The organism is Anaerolineales bacterium, from assembly GCA_025808555.1.
GTDB lineage: Bacteria > Chloroflexota > Anaerolineae > Anaerolineales > UBA11579 > JAMCZK01.
The window spans coordinates 613597-636110 of the sequence record CP075526.1; the positions used below are offsets into that span (position 1 = coordinate 613597).

20 protein-coding genes are annotated in these 22514 nt (G+C 62.1%); 6 read left to right on the forward strand and 14 right to left on the reverse strand.

Going from position 1 to position 22514, the window contains the following annotated elements; genetic code table 11:
- Positions 1-30 precede the first annotated feature (30 nt).
- From dnaK to KIT08_03345, 4 genes are all read right to left on the reverse strand, one after another.
- The gene (gene dnaK / locus KIT08_03330) at positions 31-1950 is read right to left on the reverse strand and encodes a molecular chaperone DnaK (GenBank protein UYN90277.1); all 1920 of its coding nucleotides are present in this window, start codon (positions 1948-1950) and stop codon (positions 31-33) included.
- 24 nt (positions 1951-1974) lie between these two features.
- Positions 1975-2490, reverse strand: a complete 516-nt coding sequence (locus tag KIT08_03335) for a nucleotide exchange factor GrpE (GenBank protein ID UYN90278.1) — start codon at positions 2488-2490, stop codon at positions 1975-1977.
- Between the two features lie 8 nt (positions 2491-2498).
- A complete protein-coding gene (gene hrcA, locus KIT08_03340; protein UYN90279.1) occupies positions 2499-3545 on the reverse strand; it encodes a heat-inducible transcription repressor HrcA in 1047 nt (348 codons plus the stop codon).
- A 135-nt stretch (positions 3546-3680) separates the two neighbouring features.
- Complete coding sequence (locus KIT08_03345; GenBank protein ID UYN90280.1) at positions 3681-4886, reverse strand: C39 family peptidase; 1206 nt, start codon at positions 4884-4886, stop codon at positions 3681-3683.
- Positions 4887-5037: 151 nt separating this feature from the next.
- Between KIT08_03345 and KIT08_03350 the strand changes: the two genes are divergently transcribed.
- Both KIT08_03350 and miaB read left to right on the forward strand, forming a co-directional pair.
- Positions 5038-5412: a hypothetical protein gene (locus KIT08_03350; GenBank protein UYN90281.1), complete on the forward strand. Its 375-nt coding sequence runs from the start codon at positions 5038-5040 to the stop codon at positions 5410-5412.
- Between the two features lie 77 nt (positions 5413-5489).
- A complete protein-coding gene (gene miaB, locus KIT08_03355; protein UYN90282.1) occupies positions 5490-6857 on the forward strand; it encodes a tRNA (N6-isopentenyl adenosine(37)-C2)-methylthiotransferase MiaB in 1368 nt (455 codons plus the stop codon).
- 178 nt (positions 6858-7035) lie between these two features.
- On the opposite strand, the gene KIT08_03360 is transcribed toward miaB, so the two are convergent.
- Both KIT08_03360 and KIT08_03365 read right to left on the reverse strand, forming a co-directional pair.
- On the reverse strand, positions 7036-8322 hold the full coding sequence (locus tag KIT08_03360; GenBank protein UYN90283.1) for an MFS transporter: 1287 nt from the start codon (positions 8320-8322) through the stop codon (positions 7036-7038).
- Between the two features lie 60 nt (positions 8323-8382).
- Positions 8383-9660 carry an MFS transporter gene (locus KIT08_03365; GenBank protein UYN90284.1) on the reverse strand — a complete coding sequence of 426 codons (1278 nt, stop codon included), beginning with the start codon at positions 9658-9660 and terminating at the stop codon, positions 8383-8385.
- Between the two features lie 177 nt (positions 9661-9837).
- On the opposite strand from KIT08_03365, the gene KIT08_03370 reads away from it, so the two are divergent.
- The 4 genes from KIT08_03370 to KIT08_03385 are packed head-to-tail and all read left to right on the forward strand — an operon-like array spanning position 9838 to position 13159.
- Positions 9838-10629, forward strand: a complete 792-nt coding sequence (locus tag KIT08_03370) for an alpha/beta fold hydrolase (GenBank protein ID UYN90285.1) — start codon at positions 9838-9840, stop codon at positions 10627-10629.
- 40 nt (positions 10630-10669) lie between these two features.
- Positions 10670-11521 (forward strand): hypothetical protein, encoded by an 852-nt coding sequence (locus KIT08_03375; GenBank protein UYN90286.1) that lies wholly within the window; start codon positions 10670-10672, stop codon positions 11519-11521.
- Entirely contained in the window at positions 11521-12309 is a 789-nt protein-coding gene (locus tag KIT08_03380; GenBank protein ID UYN90287.1) for a ParA family protein, read from the forward strand. Before KIT08_03375 ends, KIT08_03380 begins: the two co-directional genes overlap by 1 nt.
- A gap of 1 nt (position 12310) precedes the next feature.
- Complete coding sequence (locus KIT08_03385; GenBank protein ID UYN90288.1) at positions 12311-13159, forward strand: ParB/RepB/Spo0J family partition protein; 849 nt, start codon at positions 12311-12313, stop codon at positions 13157-13159.
- 51 nt (positions 13160-13210) lie between these two features.
- Here the strand turns inward: KIT08_03385 and KIT08_03390 are convergent, their stop codons facing one another.
- The 8 genes from KIT08_03390 to KIT08_03425 form a co-directional block, all read right to left on the reverse strand.
- On the reverse strand, positions 13211-14377 hold the full coding sequence (locus KIT08_03390; GenBank protein ID UYN90289.1) for a hypothetical protein: 1167 nt from the start codon (positions 14375-14377) through the stop codon (positions 13211-13213).
- Positions 14378-14411: 34 nt separating this feature from the next.
- A complete protein-coding gene (locus KIT08_03395; protein UYN90290.1) occupies positions 14412-15830 on the reverse strand; it encodes a hypothetical protein in 1419 nt (472 codons plus the stop codon).
- A complete protein-coding gene (locus tag KIT08_03400; GenBank protein ID UYN90291.1) occupies positions 15827-16417 on the reverse strand; it encodes a hypothetical protein in 591 nt (196 codons plus the stop codon). The genes KIT08_03395 and KIT08_03400 overlap by 4 nt, the downstream gene beginning before the upstream one ends.
- Positions 16417-17922, reverse strand: a complete 1506-nt coding sequence (locus KIT08_03405) for a hypothetical protein (GenBank protein ID UYN90292.1) — start codon at positions 17920-17922, stop codon at positions 16417-16419. Before KIT08_03405 ends, KIT08_03400 begins: the two co-directional genes overlap by 1 nt.
- On the reverse strand, positions 17922-18503 hold the full coding sequence (locus KIT08_03410; protein ID UYN90293.1) for a hypothetical protein: 582 nt from the start codon (positions 18501-18503) through the stop codon (positions 17922-17924). Before KIT08_03410 ends, KIT08_03405 begins: the two co-directional genes overlap by 1 nt.
- A gap of 307 nt (positions 18504-18810) precedes the next feature.
- The gene (locus tag KIT08_03415) at positions 18811-19758 is read right to left on the reverse strand and encodes a glycosyltransferase family 2 protein (GenBank protein ID UYN90294.1); all 948 of its coding nucleotides are present in this window, start codon (positions 19756-19758) and stop codon (positions 18811-18813) included.
- Between the two features lie 72 nt (positions 19759-19830).
- Positions 19831-20772: a carbamate kinase gene (gene arcC, locus KIT08_03420; GenBank protein ID UYN90295.1), complete on the reverse strand. Its 942-nt coding sequence runs from the start codon at positions 20770-20772 to the stop codon at positions 19831-19833.
- A gap of 137 nt (positions 20773-20909) precedes the next feature.
- Positions 20910-22295: an 8-oxoguanine deaminase gene (locus tag KIT08_03425; protein ID UYN90296.1), complete on the reverse strand. Its 1386-nt coding sequence runs from the start codon at positions 22293-22295 to the stop codon at positions 20910-20912.
- Positions 22296-22514 lie beyond the last annotated feature (219 nt).

The following is a 22514-nucleotide window of genomic DNA, read 5'->3' on the forward strand; positions in this document are numbered from 1 at the left end:
GGCGAACTCCTCAGGCTGGCGTACGCCAGCCTACGCTTCTTTGAACTCGCCGTCCACGACGTCTTCGCCGTTGGCAGGGCCGCTACCGGCGCTGCCGGAACCGGCGTCGCCGCCGGAGCCAGCTTCCGGGCCGCCGGGCGCAGCACCGCCGCCCTGGTAGGCTTCGGCGCCCAGTTTCTGCAGGCGCTCCATCAGGGCTTCGGTGGCGGATTTCATGGCGGCGACATCTTCGCTGCCCAGGGCTTCACGGGTCTTGGCGACGAGATCTTCGATCTCTTGCTTGCTGGCGGCGGGCACTTTGTCGCCTAGGTCCTTGAGGGTCTTCTCAGCGGTGTAGATCGCGCTGTCGGCGGTGTTGTGGGCTTCGACCAGCTCCTTGCGCTTGTCGTCCTCGGCCTTGTGGGACTCGGCGTCCTTGCGCATGCGCTCGACCTCGTCATCCGAGAGGCCGGAGGAGGCGGTGATGGTGATGTGCTGGCTGCGGCTGGTGGCCTTGTCGGCGGCGGTGACATTGATGATGCCGTTGGCATCGATATCAAAGGTCACTTCCACCTGCGGCACGCCGCGGGGGGCGGGCGGAATACCGTCGAGCACGAACTTGCCGAGCGACTTGTTGTCTACGGCCATAGGGCGCTCACCCTGCAGCACGTTGATCTCCACCTGGTTCTGATTATCAGCGGCGGTGGAGAACACCTGACTCTTGCGGGTGGGAATGGTGGTGTTGCGCTCGATGAGCGGGGTGGCTACGCCGCCCAGCGTCTCGATGGACAGGGTCAGCGGGGTCACGTCGAGCAGCAGGATGTCCTTGACATCGCCGCCCAGTACGCCGGCCTGAATGGCGGCGCCTACGGCGACGACTTCGTCAGGATTGACGCCCTTGTGCGGCTCTTTGCCGAACAGCTTCTTGACGGCTTCCTGCACGGCAGGCATGCGGGTCATACCGCCCACCAATACGACTTCGTTGATCTCGCCTGGTTTGAGATCGGCGTCCTTGAGGGCCTGGCGCACCGGGGCCAGCGTGCGTTCGATCAGGTCTTCGGTGAGCTGCTCCAGCTTGGCGCGGGTGAGCTTGGTGACCAGATGCTTGGGGCCAGCCGCATCGGCGGTGATGTAGGGCAGGTTGATCTCGGTTTGTTGCAACGAGGAAAGCTCGATCTTGGCCTTCTCGGCGGCTTCTTTCAGACGCTGGAGAGACTGGCGGTCCTGGCGCAGGTCAATGCCATTCTGGGACTTGAAGTCATCGGCCAGCCAGTTAATGATGCGCTGGTCAAAGTCATCACCGCCCAGGAAGGTATCACCGCTGGTGGAACGCACCTGGAAGACGCCATCGCCGACATCGAGGATGGAGATATCAAAAGTACCACCACCGAGGTCGTACACGGCGATGATCTCATTCTTTTGCTTGTCGAGACCGTAGGCCAGAGAAGAAGCGGTGGGCTCGTTGATGATGCGCAACACCTCCAGGCCGGCGATCTTGCCGGCGTCCTTGGTGGCGTTGCGCTGGGCATCGTTGAAGTAGGCCGGCACGGTAATGACGGCCTGGGTCACGGGTTCGCCCAGGTAGGCTTCGGCGTCGGCCTTGATCTTGGCCAGGATCATGGCCGAGACCTCGGGCGGCGTATAGCGCTTGTCAGCCATCTCGACTTCGATGCCGCCGTTGCTGGCCTGGTGGATCTTGTAGGGCACAACTTCCAAAGCTTTGGAGGTCTCGGAGTCATCAAACTTGCGGCCCATGAAACGCTTGATGGAGTAGATGGTGTTCTCCGGGTTCACCACGGCCTGGTTGCGGGCCGGGCGGCCGACGAGGCGCTCGCCGTTCTTGTTGATGGCCACCACGGAGGGAACGATGCGTTCACCTTCGGCGGTGGGGATGACGACCGGCTCGCCGCCTTCCATCACAGCGCCAACGGAGTTGGTGGTGCCCAGGTCAATACCGATAATTTTTGCCATGTCTATTTCTCCTCAGAATGATTGCTATTTTGCAACTTTGACGGCGGCCGGGCGCAGCACACGCTCGCCCAGGCTGTAGCCAGTGCGCAGCACCTCGGTCACGGTGCCGCTCTCGTATTCGTTGTTATCTTCCTGCACCACCGCTTCGTGCAGGTTGGCGTCGAAGGGTTGACCCAGCGGGTCAACCCGGGTGACGCCTTCGGCGTCGAGGAAGCCGAGCAGCTTGCGATAGATCAGCTCGATACCCTTGGGCCAGTCTTCGCCGGCGGGCTGGTTCTTGAGAGCCAGCTCCAGGTCATCCACAATTTCCAGGTAGCGCTTGATGACGCGGCCACGGATCTCAGCCTCTTGCTGCTCCTGATCACGCGCCATACGCTTTTTGTAGTTGGCGAACTCGGCCTGAGCGCGCTGCCAGCCTTCGAGGTTCTCGGCGGCCTTGGCATGTGCGGCGGCCAGCTCTTGCTGCAGGCCCAAGTCCGCGGCGGTCTCGCCATGGGCTGGTTGCATCTCTTCAGGTGTTTGGGTTGTCTCGTCCATCATGTCCTAGATCAGTCCTGTGTACTCATGGTTTCGGCCATCATGCCGCTGAGCAAGCCGGCAACATAGTCAACGGTGGAAACGGCGCGACCGTACGACATGCGAATGGGGCCAAGCACACCGAGGTAGCCGCTGGCGGCGTTGGGCGTGCCGTAGCGCGCCAGAACCAGCGAAAAGTCATTCAGCTCTTCCCAGCGGCCTTCGCCGCCGATAAGCACTTGCACGCCACCGATCTCGCTGTTCATCAAGGTCTGCGCCAGCAAATCGGCCAGCATGGGGCGCTCCTCGAACACGCGCAGGGCGCGCTGGGCCGAATCCGCATCGCTGAACTCTGGCTGGGCCAGCACGTTGGTCAGGCCGTCCTGCAACACCTCGCCGGTGAGCGGGCTCTGCGTGTTCTGGAGCTCGGCATGCACCAGCTTGTAGATCTCGCCAGCCAGCTCGCCCATTTCGGGCGCGGGCGGCAGCACCGTATCCAGGGTGGCGCCGCGCAGGTGCTGATTAAGCTTGGCAGCCATGCTACTGAGGCGCTCCTGGTCTACGGAATCTTTGAGGGCCAGCATCTGTTGGCGAATGAGGCCGTTCTCCAGCACCAGCACCATCAGTACCTGCCGGCCGGTTGTCAGAATGAGCTCGAGGTGCTTGAAGCGCGCCGACTGGGTCTGCGGGGCGGTGATGAGCGAGGCGGCGCGGGACTGGTTGGCCAGTACGGAGGCGGCCAGCTTCATCCACTGCTGGGTCTCGTGGCGGGCCTGGTAGAACTGGTGGCTGATGGTGTGCTTGAGGGAGGCCGGCAGCTCCTGGCGGGCCATGAGCTCGCCGACGAAGAAGCGGAAGCCTTCTTCGGTGGGCACGCGGCCAGCCGAGGTGTGCGGCTGGCGTAGGTAGCCAGCCTCGGTAAGCTCGGCCATGTCATTGCGGATGGTGGCCGAGCTGAAGTCGAGCGCATATTGATCCAGCAGGCGTTTGGAGCCGACTGGCTGGGTGCTCTCGACATAATCCTGGACGATCAGGCCCAGGATCAGCTTCTGGCGTTCACTGAGTGGTTGCGGTGTCATAGGTGTCTTGTTTTAGCACTCTCACATCGAGAGTGCTAAAAGCATACTTTACTCATTTTAACAAGCGTAAACAGGGCAGTCAAGAAAATAACTGCCCTGCTGGAGTTTCTTACAAAGGTCTAAGAGTGAACCTGACTACTGGTTTATGGAGCTGAAGGCCAGCTCGACGTAGCTGGAGTTGGGGTTGGCGGCGCGGGCCAGGTTGAATTGTTCAAGCATACCGGCATGGTCGCCCTGCTTTTGCATCAGCCAGCCGCGCCAGATCAACACTTCTTCTGAGTTGGGGGTGATGACCAGCGCATAGTCCACCAATTTCTGCAGGTCTTCCAAGCGGTTGGTGTGATAGTAGGCAAAGAAGGGCCCAAACTGATAGCGCAGCATGCGCATGGGCCACCCGATCACGCGGGCCTGGTCAAAGGAGACGGCCGCGTTGGCATAATCGGCAAGATTGACCTGGTTCATGCCCAGATTGAACCAGGCATAAGCATTATCCGGCTGCTGCTGCACTTCTTCTTGTGAGGCAACCAGTGCATTCTGGCGATTGACGCTGGCATCCCAATCATCGCCGAGGATAGCCTGCACCACCTCGGACTGGTCAGGCCGGAACACCAGGTTATAGACCCGGTTGAAGTGCTGCCACCACATGTCAAATTCTTCGTAGCCCATGCGCTGGTCAGGGCCGTTGTAGCTATCCTGGAAGATAAATTCCTGCGTGGCATCGTCATAGCCGGTCACCAGGGCATAGTGCCCGTTCCAGTAGTCATCGTTGAAAAGATAGTCGATCTCGATGACGTGGCCTTTTTCAACCATGACCGGAACGCCAGCGGCGAGCAGTTGCTTGATCAGCTCCAGGCTGCCGTTGACGCGGAAGAGCGTATTGAGCGCGCCAACGTTCACGCGCACGTAATGATCCAACTCATCCACATTGACATTGCGGTCGGCAGTGACTGGCTTGATGACATCTGAAATGGTGTATTGGTCCCGATCCCACCCGTAATAGCGCAAGTACATGGCTAATGTGGCCGGGCCGCAGTTGTTTGGGCCCTGGGTAACGTGCGCAGGCGGCGGAAGCAACACGCTGGGTGGCAGCGGGGTTGGGGTGGCCTGTAGGGTTGCGGTGGGGGTGGTCAGCATGGGAGTTTGCGTGAGCTGGAAAACCGGGCTGCTGACCGCGATCTGGGGCGGCGGCAGCTCGCCGACGGGGTTGAGGCGGCTGCGCACGAAGACCTGCGCCAGGTCCAGGCGCCATTCCAAACGTTCTTTGACCCAGGGGATCTGATACACCAGCAAGGCCAGGACCAGCAGGCCGAGCAAACCAAGAGCAATGTTACGAATACGCATCGGGTTGATTGTATCCAGCTATCTTGAGTGCAGGCTAAGTATTGTAGTGTGTGTGCACGGGAACTATTGCCACGCAGCTGGCGTTTAGCACACACACTAAGGAGAAACCACGAAATGGAGTATCGTTCTACTAAGCGCACTACTGCTGCTGGTGGCCGCCTGCAGCCCAGCGGCGGGCAACCGAGTGTTTGAGGCCGGCCAGGCGGAAATGAAGCCGGGCGAGAGCCTGGATGACGTGCAGTCCGGCTCGGTGTTAACCTTTGCCGGAATCGTGCAAGACAGTCGCTGCCCGGCCGATGCGATCTGCTTAACGTCCGGCTTCGTGCAGGCACAATTTGCGATCCAGGAGGGCAACAACACCCGCGTGGTGGTGCTGACCCTGGGCGACATGAGCGCCGGCGATGTGAATTCCACCAACGTGGGCGAGTTCACCGTGACCCTGGTGGAGGTCAACCCCTACCCGTTGGCCTCAGCTCCCGTGGACTATGCCGATTACAGCGTCGTGCTGGATCTGGACGCTGACTAATAATGCTACATCAACAAAAAAGCGCACTCATACGAGTGCGCTTTTTTGTTGCGCTGATTTAGCTATAATCCCTGACCATGAAATACCACATCTGGACCGAGGGCTGCCAAATGAACGTGGCCGACTCGCAGCGGGTCGCTTCGGCGCTGGAGCGGCTGGGCTACCAGGCCACACCGGTGATCGAGGACGCGCAAGTCATCGTGCTCAACACCTGCGTGGTGCGCCAGAGCGCCGAGGACAAGGCCATGGGGCGGGTTACCTCGCTCAAGCCGCTCAAGCAGGCCAAGCCAGATGTGACCATCAACTTGATGGGTTGCATGGTGGGCGTAAAGGGGCAGGACAAGCTGCGCGAAGCCCTGCCGTTTGTGGATGTATTCTCGCCGCCCTCCGACCCCGGCCCGCTGGTTGCCCACCTGACCCAGGACGACAGCCGTTACATTGAACTGCAGGACACCCAGCAGCGCTTTGACGCCATGGATGATGAATCGCTGATCCTGCCTGCCGAGGAACGCGGCAACCTGGTGAGCGCGCATGTGCCGGTGGTGTATGGCTGCTCGCATGCGTGCACGTTCTGCATCATCCCCTACCGCCGCGGCGTCGAACGCAGCCGGCCGCTGGGCGAGATCGTGGCCGAGATCCGCTCGCTGGCGGCGCAGGGCGTGAAGGAAGTGACCCTGCTAGGCCAGATCGTCGACCGCTATGGCAAAGACGTGCCAGACGGCCCCAACCTGCCCGCCCTGCTGCGCCACGTGAGCGAAGTGGATGGCATTGAGCGCATCCGCTTCCTGACCTCGCATCCCAACTGGATGACCGACGAGCTACTGGAGACGGTGGCCGCCCTGCCCAAAGTGATGCCACATATTGAAGTGCCGGTGCAAGCCGGTGATGACGAAGTGCTGGCCAACATGAAGCGCGGCTACACGGTTGCGGAGTACCGCGCACTGGTGGAGCGTATTCGCCGCATCATTCCGCACGTATCGATCGCTACTGACATCATCGTCGGCTTCCCCGGCGAGAGCGAGGCGCAGTTCGAAGGTACGCGCCAACTGCTGGCCGAGCTCAAGCTGGATGTGGCCCACCTGGCGCGCTATTCGACCCGCGAGGGTACGGTGGCCGCCCGCCGCATGGTGGACGATGTGCCCGAGGACGAGAAGATGCGCCGCCTCAAAGTGCTTGACCGCCAGCAGGAAGCCATCCTGAGCGAGATCAACGCCCGTTACATGGGCGAGACTGTGACAGTATTGTTTGAGGAAGAAGTGCGCGGCCGTTGGAAGGGGCGCACGGAAACGAATAAGCTGGTCTTCGTGCAGAGTGATGCCAGCCTGCGCGGCCAGGTGTTGCCGGTGCAGATCACCTGGACCGGCCCATGGTCAATGCAGGGCCGCTTGCTGCCCAGCCCGGCTAGCGCTCCTATTTTGCTGGAGACGATAGCCATCTCCGGCTAGTTTGCAATAAAAAAAAAGACTGCGCCAATGGCGCAGTCTTTTACTTTAAGCGCAAACGGGCGCCTCGCCGCGCCCGTTTGCGATCTCAAGGGAGGAGAGAAGTGCAGAGATCACTTGCTCCTACTTCAGCAGACGCAAGCGTAGCCGCAATCCTTACCTGCCTAACCAAACAAGTTTGTTAGCCTGTCGTGGCCGCCGAAGCCGCCTCCGCGGCCTGGGTGCGCGGGTGGCCTTTTTCCACGCTCATCACCGGGCGCATGAAGAAGCCTGCCGCGCCGATCAGCACACACACCAGGCCGCCGGCCATGTACCAGGTCTGCACGCCAAACTGATCAGACAAGGGACCGGAAAGCACCAAGCTGATCGGTGAGGCGGCGGTGGCAAAACTGCCGATGAGGGTGAAGACGCGGCCCTGCATGTTGGGGTCCACCGCGGTCTGGAAGATAGCGCCCAGCGAGCCATTGGTGACCGGTACAGCGATGCCCACGCCGAACATGCCGGCAACCGCCAGCAGGAAGGCGTTGGGCGGCACCACGCCGACCACGAAGGAGAACAGGCCAATGCCAATGATCCCCACCAGCACGGTGGCCACCTGGCGCTTAAAGCCACCCCAGGCGCCGAGGACCAAGCCGCCGGCGATCACGCCAACGCTGAACACGGCATCGAACAGCGCCAGGTCCTTCACCCCGCCTTCGAAGTATTGTGTGATCAGCAGCGGGGTCAATGCGCCGGCCGGGGTGAGCATGAAGTTGATGGCGGTGGCCATCAGCAAAATGATCATCAGGCCCTTCCATTCAAAGACGTAACGGAAGCCGGCACGAAAATCCTGCCAGAAGCTGGTCGGCTCGGCGCCGGCGGGCGGCGCGGGCGGCTGCGGCACCTGGAAGAAGAACAACGGCGTCACAGCCAGCAAGGCGGTGACCACATCCACGGCCAGCACGCCCTGCATCGGCAGCAGCTCCAGCAGCAAGGCGCCCAGCGGGGCGGCGATGATGTTGAGGCCGCCGCCCAACATCTGGTTGACGCCCTGGATGCGGGCGAGATGGCGCTTGGGCACCATCAGCGAGGTGGAAGCGGCCATGGCCGGGCCATGGAAACTGCCGCCCAGCGAGCGCAGGAACATGAGCACATAGATGTGCCAGATCTGCACCAGGTCCAGCGCGAACAGGATCGCCAAGGTGAGCGTGAGCAGCGCAATGCAGCTATCAGCGATCATCATGATGCGGCGGCGGTTGCCGCGGTCTACGAAGGAACCAGCCAGCGGGCCGAGAAAGATGCTAGGCAGCAACGCGACCAGGGTCGCGGTGGTGAGCACCACGGCCGAGCCGGTTTCACGGGTCAGGTACCACACCAGGGCAAACTGCACCAGCTGGCTGCCCAGGATGGAAAAGGCCTGGCCAGTCCAGATGGTGAAGAAACGGCGCTGCCAGTTTTGTTGCTCTAGCGGATCTGCTTGTTCGGTCATTCTCTCTCCTCAGGATGCACTACGGATGAATTCAGGCAAAGTTGTCAGCTGTCAGTGAGCTTAGTTCTGCGAAGCGGCGGGTTGAGCCGGCTGCTTTGAAGGTTCAGGGCGTCCGTCTTCTAGATCGCGCACGGCGGGGATCATCAAACCAAAGGCTCCAATGAAGATGCACAAACCACCGGCCACCAGATACCACAACGGCACACCATATGTGTCAACGATGGGGCCAGCCAGCAGCAAACCTACTGGCGCCATGGCGCTCGCCAGGCTGATCACCAGTGAGAACACGCGGCCCTGGCGGGCAGGGTCAACGGTGGCCTGCATCACGGCCCAGAAGGCGCCGTTGGATAGCGGCAGCATCAGCCCCGCCAGCAGCGTGCATGCCAGGGCGAAGGTGAACCCGCCGGGCGGCAGCAAGCCCATCAGGCCGAAGGCCAGGCCAAGGCCCAGCAAGCCGAGCTGCGAGGTATAGATGCGGCGTTTGAAGCCGCCCCACGCGCCCAGCAGCGCACCACCCAGCACAATGCCAAGCCCCCACAGGCCTTGCAACCAGCCGAGCTGGATCACGCCCTGCTCAAAGTGCTGGGTGACCAATAATGGCAACAATGAGATCGCCGGGCTGAAGAGTACATTGATGAGCATGGACATACCCAGCAGCAGCATCAGACCCGGCCAGGTGATTACATAAGAAAGACCATCGCGAAAATCTGCCCAGAAGCCCGGCTTGGTTTCGGCTTGCGCGGGTACGGGCTGTGGAATACGTACGGGCAGTACCGCCAGAATGGCGATGGTGGCGGTGACAACGTCAATAGCCATCACGCCCTGGGTCGGCAGGAATTCAAGCAGGAAAGCGCCTAGTGGTGCGGCCACCACGCTGAGCCCGCCGTTGAGCATTTGATTCACACCCTGAATGCGCGGCAGATGCTCCTTCGGCACCATCAATGAAGTGGAGGCGCTGAAGGCTGGGCTGTGGAAGCTTTGGCCCAGCGAGCGCAGGCCGAGCAGCACATAGATATGCCAGATCTGCACTACATCGAGCGCGAAGAGCGCTGCCAGCACCAGGGTGGCGATGGCGATTCCAGCGTCCGACAGGATCATGATGCGCTTGCGCACGCCGCGGTCCACCACGGAGCCGGCGAGGGGGCCAAGCACGATGTTGGGCAGCATGGCCACCAGCGTAGCGGTGGCCAGCACGGTGGCCGAACCTGTTTCACGGGTGAGATACCACACCAGGGCGAACTGCACGAGCTGGCTGCCAAGCAGTGACAGCGCCTGCCCTATCCACACCTGGAAGAATGGGCGCTGCCAACCGGTAGGCTGTGCTTCTGAGTGAATCATTAAGCCTAAGCTCTAGAAAAAGAATTTGAAACGAGAAAGAAAAGAAATAAACATTTTAAGCTCCTTAGTTGCAAGAATAATAAACTTTGATTTAGATTTTGTCAATGCCCAATTTATAAATCCTTATATTTTGTGGGTGTTTTTTGATTTTTTGGCAAAATAGCTTACACTTTCAGTATGACTGACACAAAAATCCCCCCTCTGCACGTCCAGATCAGCGGTTCAGGCACCCCTGTGCTGCTCATCCATGGCTTCCCGTTCACCAGCCGCATGTGGCAGCCCCAGCTCAGCGGGCTGGCGGATACCGCCCAGATCCTGGCGCCTGACCTGCCGGGCTTCGGCAGCAGCCCGGCTGCGCCCGAGGCGCAAGCCTCGGTTGATGAGTTGGCGCATGCCTGCATGGCCGTGCTGGATGCCCAGGGCATTACCGGCCCAGCCGTCATCGGCGGGCTTTCGATGGGCGGCTATATCGCCCTGGCGATCGCCCGCCTATACCCCGAACGGCTGCGAGGCCTGATGCTGCTCTCCACCCGCGCCGGGGCCGATGGCGCCGAGGCCAAGGCCAACCGTGACAAGGCGATCGCCACCGCTCGCGAACAGGGTCCTGCCCCCGCTGGCGAAGGCATGTTCCCCAAATTGCTGGCCCCCGCAAACTACGAAGCCCAGCCGCAAACCGCCGAGGAGCTCAAGGCCATCATGGCTGGAGCCACCACCGAGGGCGTAGTGATGGCACTGACCGCCATGCGCGACCGCCCGGATTCGACCCCGCTGTTGAGCCAGATCAGCGCGCCTACGCTGGTGGTGCACGGCGAGGAAGATCAGGTGATTCCCAAGAGCGAAGCGGAGGGGATGGCGGCTGCCATCCCCAATAGCCAGCTGCATTTGATCCCTCAAGCCGGGCATGTGCCGAACTTGGAACAAGCGGAGAAGTTCAATGAGGTAGTCGCTGCTTTCCTTGGCAGCCTGTAATTGACCAAAGAGCCCGAGCCGCAAACGATATAATCCCGCCATGCTGTACAGCAGACGCATGGAGCCGGTGGATTATCTGGCCATTGGGCACATCACGATTGACGATACGCCAGACGGGCCACGCATAGGCGGCTCTGCCGCCTATGCGGCCCTGACGGCGCGGGCCTTCGGCCTGCGCGCCGGCATCCTGACCGGGTGGGGCGAAGAGATGCCCGCCGAGGCGCTGGAAGGCATCGCCATCCTCAACATCGGCGCAGAGCACAGCACGCGCTTTGAGAACAGTTACATAGACGGCGCACGCACCCAACGCATTCTGCACCAGGCCCCTGAACTTGATTTTCACCACATCCCTGAAGCGTGGCGCACGGCCAGTATTTTGCACCTGGCGCCGGTTGCGCAGGAAGTCTCACCGCGCGTCCTGAGCTACTACCCGGATGCGCTGCGCGGGGCCACGCCGCAAGGCTGGCTGCGCGAGTGGGACGCCGACGGCCGCGTGCAGCCGGCCGACTGGCTGGAGGCGGATCTGATTCTTAGCCGGCTGGATGCTTGTATTCTAGGACTAGAAGATATAGGTGGCGACCAGGCCCGCATTGACAGCATGGCCGCCCTGTGCCCCATCCTGCTGGTAACCGAAGGCAAGGCTGGCGCTACTTTATATACCCAAGGCGAGATGACCCGCATCGAGACCCCTATCGTGGAGGAAGTAGACCCAACCGGCGCGGGCGATGTATTCGCGGCCACCTTCCTGCTGCAATTGCAGCGCAGCGGCCAGCCGCGGCAGGCCGCGGCGCTGGCTGCCCAGGTGGCAGCCCATTCGGTGACGCGGCCCGGCTTGGCAGGCATCCCTACCCGGGATGAACTGTTTGACCTGCTGGCGGAGGCTGCGGCCTGATGGCACGTATCTATACCTTTGTGAACCAAAAAGGCGGCGTGGGCAAGACCACCACGACGATCAACCTGGGCGCCTACCTGGCCCATTTTGGCCAACGTGTGCTGCTGGTGGACCTGGACCCGCAGGCGAATGCCACCTCGTGCCTAGGGATTGACAAAGCGACAGTCAAGAGTGGCACTTACGAAGCCATTATGGGGCTGCACTCGGCGGCCGACAGTATCCTGGTCAGCCCCGAGCTCAAGCTCTCGCTGCTGCCGGCCAGCCCGGCGCTGGCCGGCGCTGAGGTGGAGCTGGTGAACGAGCTGGCCCGCGAGAACAAGCTGCGCGAAGCGCTGGCCCCGCTCAAAGACAAATACGACTACATCCTGATCGACTGCCCGCCCTCGTTGGGCCTGCTGACCCTCAACGGCATGGTGGCGGCGCAAGACGGCATCATCATCCCTGTGCAGTGCGAGTACCTGGCGCTCGAGGGGCTGAGCATGCTGCTCAGCACCATCGAGCGCGTGCGCAAGGCGCTGTTCCCGCGCCTGCGCGTGCGCGGGGTGCTGCTCACCATGTATGACAACCGTACGCGCCTCTCAGACGAGGTGGTAAGCCAGGTGCGCAGCCACTTCAAGGACGAGACCTTCAAGGCGGTTATTCCGCGCAACATTCGCCTGGCCGAGGCGCCCTCGCACGGGCTGCCGATCATTGCCTATTTCCCCAATTCGCCGGGCGCCGAGGCGCACCGCGAGCTGGCGCAGGAACTGTTGGAAGGAGACGGCGTGCAGGCTGCCGTGAGCGCGTGATATGAAAAAGTCTCGTTTAGGCCGCGGGCTTGACTCGCTCATTCCATCTGAAAGCGCCATCAAGCCCAGCGATGTGCAGCAGGTGGCCGTGGCTGCGATACGCCCCAACCCGCACCAGCCCCGCACCCACTTTGCCAAAGAGCAACTGAGCGAACTGGCCAACTCGATCCGCACCTATGGCGTCATCCAACCGCTGATCGTCAAGGACGAAGGCGGCGGGAAATATACGCTGATCGCCGGCGAACGCCGCCTGCAAGCCGCCAAGCTGGCCGGGCTTGCCACTGTGCCGGTCGTGCCGCGCGAGGCGGACGACCAGGACCTGGTGGAGCTGGCGTTGGTGGAGAACGTGCAGCGTGAAGATCTCAACCCGCTTGAGTCGGCCGAGGCGTACCAGCAATTGCACAACGAGTTCAAGCTCTCGCACGAAGAGATCGCCCGCCGGGTGGGCAAGAGCCGTGTAGCGATCACCAACACGATGGGCCTGCTGGAGCTCAGCGAGGCAGTGAAGAAAGCCCTGCTGAACGAAGAGATCAGCGAAGGCCATGCCCGCGCTCTCAAGGGTCTTGACAGCACGCAGGCGCAGAATGCGGCGCTGCGCACGGTGGTGAGCCAAAGCCTGAACGTGCGCCAGACCGAAGAGCTGGTGCGCAAGCTGCGTGGCGTAAAGCCGAAGAAAGCCAGCAAAGCCGGGCAGAGCGCGGAGATACGCAATTTGCAGGATGAGTTGCGCGACGCCCTGGGCACCAAGGTGAACCTGCAGCACAGCCGCAAGGGTGGGCGCATTACGGTGTTTTATTACTCGGATGAGGAACTTGACAGCCTGGTGACACGGCTGATGCGCAAACGGTAGCAGGATTATTGACAAATAAAAAAAGCTCAGGCATATGCCTGAGCTTTTTGGTTAGCGCTGGTTGCTGATGAAGCGCTCGTTCTCGGCGAGCGAGTCGCGGGCCAGCTCGAGCAAGGTTTGCAGGTTGCGTTCAGACTGATCGGTGAGGTGCTGCAAGTTGTCTTGCACCTCGCGCAGGTTGTCTTCCAGCGAGGTGCTTTGATCCACCAGCTTCTCGCGCTGGCGACTCTCTTCGCGCAGCTGCTCTTCGTGGGTTAGGGTGAAATTGGCCCAGCGTTTTTGCGAATCCGCCTGGAAGGTTGACCATTCCTGGCGGAAGCGTTGCTCGCCAAGGCGCTGGATCTCGCTCAGCTCGTTCACGCGGCGGTTGATCTTCTCCACCAGCTCATCAAAAGATCGCTGGGCGCGCTTGACGGCCAGGTCGGTGGTTTCCAGCTCCTTGAGATGGCGCATCAGAGAATTGGACTGCTCTTCGACCAGCTCAAAGCGCTTGCCCCATTCCTTCATGGTGCGCTTGCGCTCTTCCTCCTGCACGCCGGCCTGCTCCAGGAACGCGAGCTGCGCCTGCTTGCGCTGCTCCTCGGCCTCGAAGACCTCGTCCACGCGCTTATCCACCTTGCGTTGGCCGTCCAGGATCAGCTCGGTTCGCTTGGCAGCCGTATCCAGGCGGCTGATCAATGCCGCCACCTCGGCGTGCATTTCGGTCAGCCGCTTGATGTCTTGCTGGCTATTCTTTTCAATGTTCTTGGCGACCTTGGCGCGTTGCTCTTCGCCACGCTCCACCTCGGTCACCGCCTCTTCCAGGCGCTCAACCGAGCCGCTCAGTTTTAGGACAGCTTGGGATTGCTCGTTCAAGCCCTTGCGCAGGGCTTGCAGGTCGCTGATCTCTTTGCGGAAGTCATCCAGGACCTTGGATAAGCCCTTTTGCTCCTGGGCCAGGGTCTTGCCCTGAGTCTTGCGCTGGCTGCTGAGCTCGAGGATCTGCTCCTTGAACTGGCTGCCCTGGTTCTTGAGCTCGGTTTCCAGCTCGCCCACCTGGTCAGCCAGAGACTTGACCTTGGCCTTGCTCTCCGAACGGGAGGCGCTGGTCTTCTGAGAGCGCAACAGGCTGCGCTCCAGTACCTCCAGGCGCTTCTTCAGCTCTTCATTTTCGGCAATGGCCTTGCGGCGCTCTTCGTCCAGCCATTGCACCTTCTTCTCAAGCTGTTCTTTTTCCATGGTTGGCATTATAGCGACAAGTTATTGTCGCCAGCTATTGAAGTAATTGGGGAAACATGAGAACCAGTCGCCCCACCGGGGCTAAAAATGAGGGCAAAAGCCCGTAGCCCAGCAGGGTAACGCCCCAAATGATGAAGAAGGCCCAGATATACGGGTTGGCAAAGTCGCCCCGGGCCTGTGCGGCGCCCGGCTGCGTCGCAGGCGCAGGGGCGCCTAGCCAGGCATGCAGCAAGCGCAAGCCGGCGGCCAGGAGGCCTAGGCTACCCAACAGTGAGAGCACCAGCAAGGCCACCGACTGCTGCCCCACGCCGCTCCAAATGGACAAGTGCGCCGCGAAGGGGCCCAGCAGTGGCAACCCGGCCAGCCCAAACAGACCCGCCACGCTGGTGAAGGCCAGCAGCGGGTGCTGGCGCAGGGCCGGGCCGAGCTCATCCAGCTGCTGGCTGGGCGTATGGCGCGCCAGCACGGCAAAGCAGGCCGCCAGCGCCCACAGCACCCAGGCCTGGGGCAGCAATAGGGCAAAGAAGGTGTGCAGCCCGGCGGCATCGCCCAGGCCAATCGCCTGGAGCAGGCCGCCGGTAGCCAGCGTGCTGGTGAAGGCCAGCATGCGGCCGAGGTGGCGCTGCTGCGAGGCCCACAAGCCGCCCAACAGCACGCCCAGGCTGCCGGCCGCCAGCAGCAACTGGAAGACGGCTGGGTTCTCGCGCAGCCAGACGTATCGCTCGATCAGGCTGAGCAGGAACAGCGAAGACACCGCGGGCAGGAAGAACATCAGAAAGCCGATGACATACGGATGGCTCTCCTGCGCCAGCATGGGCATCCAGGTGTGGAAGGGAAACACGGCCAGCAGGAAGCTGAAACCCAAGGCCAGCAGCAACCCGGCGCGCAACACCAGGCTGAAGTTGCCCGGCGTGGCTTCCACACCGGTCAGCAGCCAGCCGGTGAAGAGAATAAAAGGCACGGCAAACAAGTTGAATACGATGGCGCGCTGCACGCCGCGGCCCGGCTGGCTGCCCTGCGGCACCAGCACCGGCACCCACACCAGCACCGCGGCGGCCAGTAGCAGGGCGGCATACAAGAAGGGCTGCACGGCCAGCGCCGCCATGAATAAACCCACCGCAATCAGCGAGAGGCCAGCAAACAAGCGCCCTGGCCGGGTGAGGAAGGCGCCCAGCAGCCAAAAGGTTTGGGCGGCATAGATGAAGGTGAGCAGCAAACGCTGGGTCTCGCCCAGCGTGAAGTTGCGACCCAGCAAGACCAGCGTAGGCGCGATCTCGAACGAGACCGAGCCAAGCTGCAACACCACGTCGATTGGGAACTGCCAGGCGATCCAAGTAAGCACGGCGCTCAGACCCAGCGACAGATACAAGGGCGTGTCATCTTTGCGGCGGTACAGAAGCAAGGCTGCACCGACGGCAATGGGCAGCACCACCCATAGGAATGCAGAGCTCATTCCTCCGCCTCCAGCGTGGGGGCAGCCAGCAAATACGAGCCGACGAGGGCGATGCCCAGATTGACGGCGGCCAGCAAGCCGGTCACCAACGTGCTGGCTTCCACGGCAGCATACAGGATCTCAAAACCGGCGAACAAGGTCAGCAAGCCCAGTGCACTGCGGAAGAAGCCGGAGCGCAAAGCAATTTGCATCAGGCCGATTCCGATCAGCAGCAGGCCGCCCCAGGCCGGGTAGATGCCGAAAGCGCGCGACCAATCGGTGAGGCGCGGAGCCGCGCCCAACACCAGCAGCACCACCAGGCCAGCGGCCAGCAAGCGGAATACTCTGCCTGACGGCACGCTGCCGGTGGCCGGCGGCGTGGCAGGCAAATTGAGGCGGGTCAGCCCCAACACCGAAGCGGCTATCCAGCCAGTGACCAGTTTGACCACGGCCAGCTCGGCCGGCCAGGAAGGGATGACCAACAGAAAGGCCCACACATATTGCAAGCCCAATGCGGCGATGGCCCAACGCCAGTCCTGATTCACCAGCAGGTACAGCGCGGTGATCAACAGCAGCAAAACAACCAGAGTGCCAGTGAAATCACTCATCAGCCGGCCAGCCCACTTTGTGAAGCAATCGAGATCAGCAGAGCGATCACCAGCAAGGCCCACAGCAAGCCGGCTTCACCTTCCAGCAGGCTGCTGAGCAGACGCAAGCCGCCGCCCAATACAGCGGATAGCGCTGCAGCCACGCGGGCAAGCGTGGGCAGTTGCACCGCAGGCATGCGCCAATGCGGCGGCAGCAAGCTGCGCCCGCTGCGCTGCAACTGGCGGCGGGCTGCCCAGGCGGCGGCCAGCAAGCCCAGCACCGCCGGGCCGACCCACACGGGTGCCTGGCCTTCGCTCGGCAACAGCAGGCCGAGCAGCAAGAGCACGCTGGCTGGCAGGGCCGCGCCGATACTTTCCACGGCCAAGGTCCACGGTTCATCCGGAGCGGGCGGTTCCACGGGGTCAGTGACGCGTTGCAACAAAGCCAGCAAGGCCAGTGCGTGCACCGGCAGGAAGGCAAACACCAATGGGCTGGCAGGGGCGGCATACAGCCAGCCCACGCCTTGGGTAGGCGTGAACCACAAGCCACACAGTAGTAGCGCCCCAGCGCCTACCAGCGCCAAGCGCAACCGCGGGTAGCGGCCAGCCAGCTGGCCGATGCTGTCTGCAAATAAGAGTATGAGGCCAAAGCCCAGTGCAGCGGCCGGTGCGCCTGCGATGCCGGCGGCCAATGCCAATGCGGCCAGGCACTGGTACAGGCTGTGCGACGGGGCATCCGCACGCAAACTATGCACCGCATAGCGCACGCCAACCGCCAACACAGCCAGCAAGGCCACATGTAACAGCGCACCCGTGAGCGGCAGCCCGCGCGCCAGCAAGGCCAGCGCCGCAGCCGCTGGCGCCACGCGCAACATGCTGACAAAGGCGGGCATCGGCTGGCTGGCGCCTTCGTGTGGGCCGGTAGACACTGCCAGGCGCACAGCGCCAGCAACGGCTATGAAAATGGCGGCCAGGCTGGCGTAGGAAGGCGGCGTGGCCCAGGCGGCCAGCACCAGCAGCACGCTGCCCACATTGAGCGCAAACTGCTCCAGCAGCACAGCCTGGCGCCCCTGCGGGGCGACCGGGCTGTGCAACGCATAAACAAGCACATCGAGCAGGAACAAGGTCAGCGCAGCGGCCAGCAGGTCACCCGCGCTGATCGCCAGCAGACCAGCGCCCGCCACAGCCAGCGCGGGCATCCAGATGGGCCAGCTAACGCCGGAGGCACGGCGCACGCTGCCTAGTAGGCGGGCCAACAGCAAGACCAACAAGGCCAAGGCCAGCGGCCAGGAATGAGCATCAAGCACCAGGGTGAATGGAAACTCCAGCGCGTCGCCAAGCTGCCAGCCAGGGAAGCTGGCAACCTGCGGCAGGCTGAAGCGCAGACCCAATACCACCAAGGCGGCGGCCAGGGCGCCTCCGGTGGCCACGAACCAGTAGGATTTGAAGGCAGGCCGCCAGCGCTGCAGGCCCACCAGGGCCAGCAGAGTCACGATGAGGAGGATGACGGGCAGCAGAACCAGCATCAGGCGTCTGCCTCATCGGTGCCGAAGTAGAGTTCACCGCTTTCGCGAATGGTGAACAGGGCCAACAGGTCCAGATCCACCGGCAGGTCAGGCGTGTGGCGTGTATCGTAGCCTTGGTCAGTGATGGCCTTCTCGCGGATGGAGCGGTAGAGCACGCCGCGCTCCTCGGAGGGCACTTGCAGGTCGGCGATCGTCTCAGCCGAACGGAGCAACTCGCCCGTTGTGTAAAAGAAGGTGATGCGCTTCCACTCGCCGGCCGGGATGGGGCGCGGCAGTGCTTGCAGAGTGCTGAGCTGAATCTTGTAGTACTCGTTCATGGCACGCGGATGGTCAGGCTCGTCTTTAAAAAGGTCACGCCGCAGCACGAGTTCATAGCCCGATACAGGCGCGGTGTACTCAATGCACCATTTGCGGCTGCCGAAGCTGGCGGGTTGGTAAAAGGCCAGGTGATCGGCGGCGATGATGCCTGGCCCGCTCACCAGAGGGATACGATACCAGCCCAGGGTGCGGGCGATATCGAGATCACGCGGGCTGGGCATGATGCAAACAAGGACGAGGTCGGTGGACAGTAGCTGGGGCATACGCGGCTTTGGCTGCTTATTGTAGCCGCCCCAGGTAAGCGGTCAGTAGCTTGGAATTCGCACAGGCATGCCTATGGCTCCATCGGCACCTAACGGATTCTTCCGCTGGAAAGCACAGCGGCTCCTCGGCCTATGGCCTCGTTCGGATTACAGGGCGTGGGTCAAAGAAAGGTAATTTTTTAGAAGTACGCTGCGAGGATCCCTCGCAGCGATCGGGATGCACGAGGGAAACGGCGAGTTAACCCCAGATTGCTTGGTTGCTTGGCGGCTACGCCGCCGCACGGCCTCGCAATGACAAGGTTGGCTTCTAGCGCTTCTTGACTGGCTCGTCTGGGTTGTTGCGCAGGATGTAGAGCGGGCGGCCGCGCACTTCGTCGTACAGGCGGCCGATGTACTCGCCGACGATGCCGAGTGAGATGAGCTGCACGCCGCCAAAGAACAACACCGCGATCAGCGCAGTGGCCTGGCCGATAAAGGCCTGACTGCCCATGAGGCGCAGACCGATGACGATGGGAATTGCCAACAGGCCCAGGGCGGCGGAGACAAACCCAAAATAAGTAGAGACCTGCAAGGGAAAGAACGAGAAGCCCGTGATGGCGGTGAGAGCCAGCTTGACCATGCGGCCGAGGGTGTAGTTGGTCTCGCCGGCGAAACGGGCGGCGCGGTCATACGGCACGCCGATCTGGCGGAAGCCAACCCAGGCCGACATGCCGCGCAGGAAGCGATGATGCTCGCGCATGCGGTTGAGCACATCCACCACTTTGCGATCCATTAAACGAAAGTCGCCCGTGTCGAGCGGTATTTCAATATCTGTGATGCGGTTGATCAGGCGGTAGAAAGCGGAGGCGGTGAACTTCTTGAAGAAGCTCTCGCCCTCGCGCTGGCGGCGCACGGCATAGACCACCTCGTAGCCTTCGTGCCACTTGGCGATCAGCTCCGGGATGACCTCGGGGGGGTCCTGCAGATCCGCGTCGATGAGGATGATGGCGGTGCCGCGAGCATAGTCCATGCCGGCGGTGACGGCGATCTGGTGACCGAAATTGCGCGCGAACAGGATGGGACGAATGTTCTCCGCAGCGCCGGCGTGTTGCAGCAGGATCTCGGCCGTGGCGTCACGCGAGCCGTCATCCACCATGATCAGCTCCCACGGCTCGCCCACCTGGTTCATTACGGCGGTGGTGCGTGCAATGAACTCCGGCAGGCTGGCAGACTCGTTGAACAGAGGAACTACAACGGAATAGGTAGGCGCCTTCATTGCAGCGATTATGCGCTGAAACTCAGGAAACGGCTAGTACGCATGGCAGCATACTCGGCTATGCGCCGAGTGCTAGCCGGCGATAAGCCAAGTGCCGGTTTCGCCACGCAAGGAGCGGGCGATATTGGGCGGGTCGGTAATGAGCGCCTGCTTGCCGCCACCCTCAACAAAGCGAACGGCGGCCTGGATCTTGGGCAGCATGCTGCCGGGGGCAAAGTGGCCCTCTTCTATATATTGCTTCGCCTCGGCAACCGTCATGCGCTCCACGGCGCGTTGCTGGGGGGTGTTGTAATTCAACATCACCTGCTCCACCCCGGTGGAGATGAGCAACAGCTCAGCGCCGATCTCGCCCGCCAGCAGGCTGGAGGCGAAGTCCTTATCGATCACGGCGGCCACACCTTTGAGTTCCCCACCCTCTTTCACGACGGGGATGCCGCCGCCGCCGCAGGCCACGACCATGAAGCCGCTCTCGATGAGCTGCTTGATGGCAGGCGCCTCAACGATCTCTTGCGGCTGGGGCGAGGCAACTACCTCGCGCCAGCCGCGGCCGGAGTCCTCGACGACGTGCTTGCCCTGGGCACTTAACAGCTTCGCTGTTTGCTCATCCACAAAGGAGCCGATGGGCTTGGTGGGCTGGGCGAAGGCCGGGTCGGCCGCGTCCACCAGGCATTGGGTCACCACGGTGGCGGCGTGCTTGGCAATGCCGCGCTGGGCAAAGACGTTATTGAGCGCCTTTTGGAACATGTAGCCGATCCAGCCCTGCGTCTCAGCGCCACAGTAGTCGAGCGGCACGGGCGGCAACTCGGCGGCAGCCAGCTCCGAACGGCGCAGGGCGAAGCCGACCTGCGGGCCGTTGCCATGGGTAACGACCACATCCCAGCCATCTTGAATCATCTCGGCGACATAGCCCATGGTCTGACTGGCGGCCGCATATTGATCAGCGATGCTTTCTTTGCCCTTTTGTTGGATGAGGGCATTGCCGCCCACGGCGACGACGGCGATCTTTTTTGTCATAGTTACCTTTGTACCCTAGAGGTTGTCTCCCAAATCCATGCTGGTAAAAACACACGGGCTCTTTCTTGGGCTAAAGGATTCCTCGGCTTGCCAGAATTGCAGTTTGGGAATATTTGCAGAAGGCCGCCTCGGAATGACTAGCCATTCACAAGGCGGGCGGCGGCCTGGTTGTGCTGCTCGACCAATACGGGCAGGTCGGCGGTTTGCAATTGGCCCTCTTTGACAATAAAGCGCCCGCCCACCACGGTGTAGTCGGCCTGCACCGGAGCGCAGAACGCCAGGGCGGCCAGAGGGTCATGCAGTGCGCCGGCAAAGCCCAGTTGGTGCAGATTGACGGCGAAGAAGTCGGCGCACTTGCCGACTTCGAGCGAGCCGATGTCCGTGCGGCCAAGCACAGCCGCGCCGCCACGCGTGGCCAGCTCGAAAGCGGTGCGGGCGGTCATCAGCGGCGGGGCGTCATCGCTGGAGAGCGAGGCACCGCGCTGGCCCGCGTCCAGGCGCGCTAGCAGCATCGCCTGGCGCACCTCGGCCAGCAGGTGTGAGCTGTCATTGCTGGCCGAGCCGTCCACGCCGAGGCCGACGCGCACGCCGGCGTTTAGCATCTTGAGCACCGGCGGTATGCCGGAGGCCAGGCGCATGTTCGAGGATGGGCAGTGCGCTACGCCGCAGTTGTGCTGGGCATATTGGGCGATCTCAGCATCGTTGACATGCACGGAGTGGGCGTACCAGACATCCGGGCCGAGCCAATCCATGGTTTCCATCCAGGCCACCGGGCGCATGCCATAGTGCTGCAGCGTGTACTGCTCTTCGTCTTGCGTCTCGGCAAGGTGAGTGTGCATGTGCACGCCGTAATGGCGAGCCAGCTTGGCCGTTTCGCGCATCAGGTCCGGCGAAACGTTGAAGGGCGAGCACGGGGCGAGCACGATCTGGATGTTGGCTCCGGGCTTGGGGTCATGATAGGTCTCGACCAGGCGACGGCTTTCGGCCAGCACCTGGGCGTCGGTCTCGACCACGCTGTCGGGCGGCAGGCCGCCCTGGCTCTCGCCGAGGGTCATAGAGCCGCGTGAGGCTTGCAGGCGCAGGCCGATCTGCAGCGCGGCCTCGATTTGGTCATCCAGCCGGGCGCCGTTGGGATAGATGTACAAATGGTCCGACGCGGTGGTGCAGCCGGAGAGGGCCAGCTCGGCCAGGGCGGTGCGCGTGGCGACTTTGACATCATCCGGCGTGAGGCGCGCCCAGATCGGATACAGCGTAGTGAGCCAGTTGAAGAGGTTCACGTTCTGGGCGGCGGGCACGGCGCGGGTGAGGATCTGCACGAAGTGGTGATGCGTATTGACCAGGCCGGGCAGCAGGATGTGGCCGCGCAGATCCAGCACTTCGTCGGCGGTATTGGGCAATTCGGCGCTGGGGCCAACCTGCTCGATGAGGCCATCGCGCACGAACAAGCCAGCATCCTTCAGCTCGCGGCGCTGTTCATCCATGGTGACGACCAAGCTTGCATTACGTACTAGCAATGTGCTCATTGGATGGCAATGATAAGGCACGCCGTGGGTTGCGGCAAACGGGTGTCTGCTTGACAAAGGGATATGGAGTTTGTTAGCATAGCAATAAGTGAGTGATTTCACTTACTAGCACATTTTCCAACCGCTTCGTCACCGTTGGCAGGCCGCCACGACGTTTTACTGACGTACTGTGTTCCGCAAGGGCACTTTCCGCCGAGTATCGCCGGGCGGCCTTCTTGT

What these genes read in the sequence shown, in the direction of transcription:
- dnaK (UYN90277.1), bottom strand. Translation starts at nt 1,950, where the DNA reads ATGGCAAAAATTATCGGTATTGACCTGGGCACCACCAACTCCGTTGGC.
- KIT08_03335 (UYN90278.1), bottom strand. Translation starts at nt 2,490, where the DNA reads ATGATGGACGAGACAACCCAAACACCTGAAGAGATGCAACCAGCCCAT.
- hrcA (UYN90279.1), bottom strand. Translation starts at nt 3,545, where the DNA reads ATGACACCGCAACCACTCAGTGAACGCCAGAAGCTGATCCTGGGCCTG.
- KIT08_03345 (UYN90280.1), bottom strand. Translation starts at nt 4,886, where the DNA reads ATGCGTATTCGTAACATTGCTCTTGGTTTGCTCGGCCTGCTGGTCCTG.
- miaB (UYN90282.1), top strand. Translation starts at nt 5,490, where the DNA reads ATGAAATACCACATCTGGACCGAGGGCTGCCAAATGAACGTGGCCGAC.
- KIT08_03360 (UYN90283.1), bottom strand. Translation starts at nt 8,322, where the DNA reads ATGACCGAACAAGCAGATCCGCTAGAGCAACAAAACTGGCAGCGCCGT.
- KIT08_03365 (UYN90284.1), bottom strand. Translation starts at nt 9,660, where the DNA reads ATGATTCACTCAGAAGCACAGCCTACCGGTTGGCAGCGCCCATTCTTC.
- KIT08_03370 (UYN90285.1), top strand. Translation starts at nt 9,838, where the DNA reads ATGACTGACACAAAAATCCCCCCTCTGCACGTCCAGATCAGCGGTTCA.
- KIT08_03375 (UYN90286.1), top strand. Translation starts at nt 10,670, where the DNA reads ATGCTGTACAGCAGACGCATGGAGCCGGTGGATTATCTGGCCATTGGG.
- KIT08_03380 (UYN90287.1), top strand. Translation starts at nt 11,521, where the DNA reads ATGGCACGTATCTATACCTTTGTGAACCAAAAAGGCGGCGTGGGCAAG.
- KIT08_03385 (UYN90288.1), top strand. Translation starts at nt 12,311, where the DNA reads ATGAAAAAGTCTCGTTTAGGCCGCGGGCTTGACTCGCTCATTCCATCT.
- KIT08_03390 (UYN90289.1), bottom strand. Translation starts at nt 14,377, where the DNA reads ATGGAAAAAGAACAGCTTGAGAAGAAGGTGCAATGGCTGGACGAAGAG.
- KIT08_03395 (UYN90290.1), bottom strand. Translation starts at nt 15,830, where the DNA reads ATGAGCTCTGCATTCCTATGGGTGGTGCTGCCCATTGCCGTCGGTGCA.
- KIT08_03400 (UYN90291.1), bottom strand. Translation starts at nt 16,417, where the DNA reads ATGAGTGATTTCACTGGCACTCTGGTTGTTTTGCTGCTGTTGATCACC.
- KIT08_03405 (UYN90292.1), bottom strand. Translation starts at nt 17,922, where the DNA reads ATGCTGGTTCTGCTGCCCGTCATCCTCCTCATCGTGACTCTGCTGGCC.
- KIT08_03410 (UYN90293.1), bottom strand. Translation starts at nt 18,503, where the DNA reads ATGCCCCAGCTACTGTCCACCGACCTCGTCCTTGTTTGCATCATGCCC.
- KIT08_03415 (UYN90294.1), bottom strand. Translation starts at nt 19,758, where the DNA reads ATGAAGGCGCCTACCTATTCCGTTGTAGTTCCTCTGTTCAACGAGTCT.
- arcC (UYN90295.1), bottom strand. Translation starts at nt 20,772, where the DNA reads ATGACAAAAAAGATCGCCGTCGTCGCCGTGGGCGGCAATGCCCTCATC.
- KIT08_03425 (UYN90296.1), bottom strand. Translation starts at nt 22,295, where the DNA reads ATGAGCACATTGCTAGTACGTAATGCAAGCTTGGTCGTCACCATGGAT.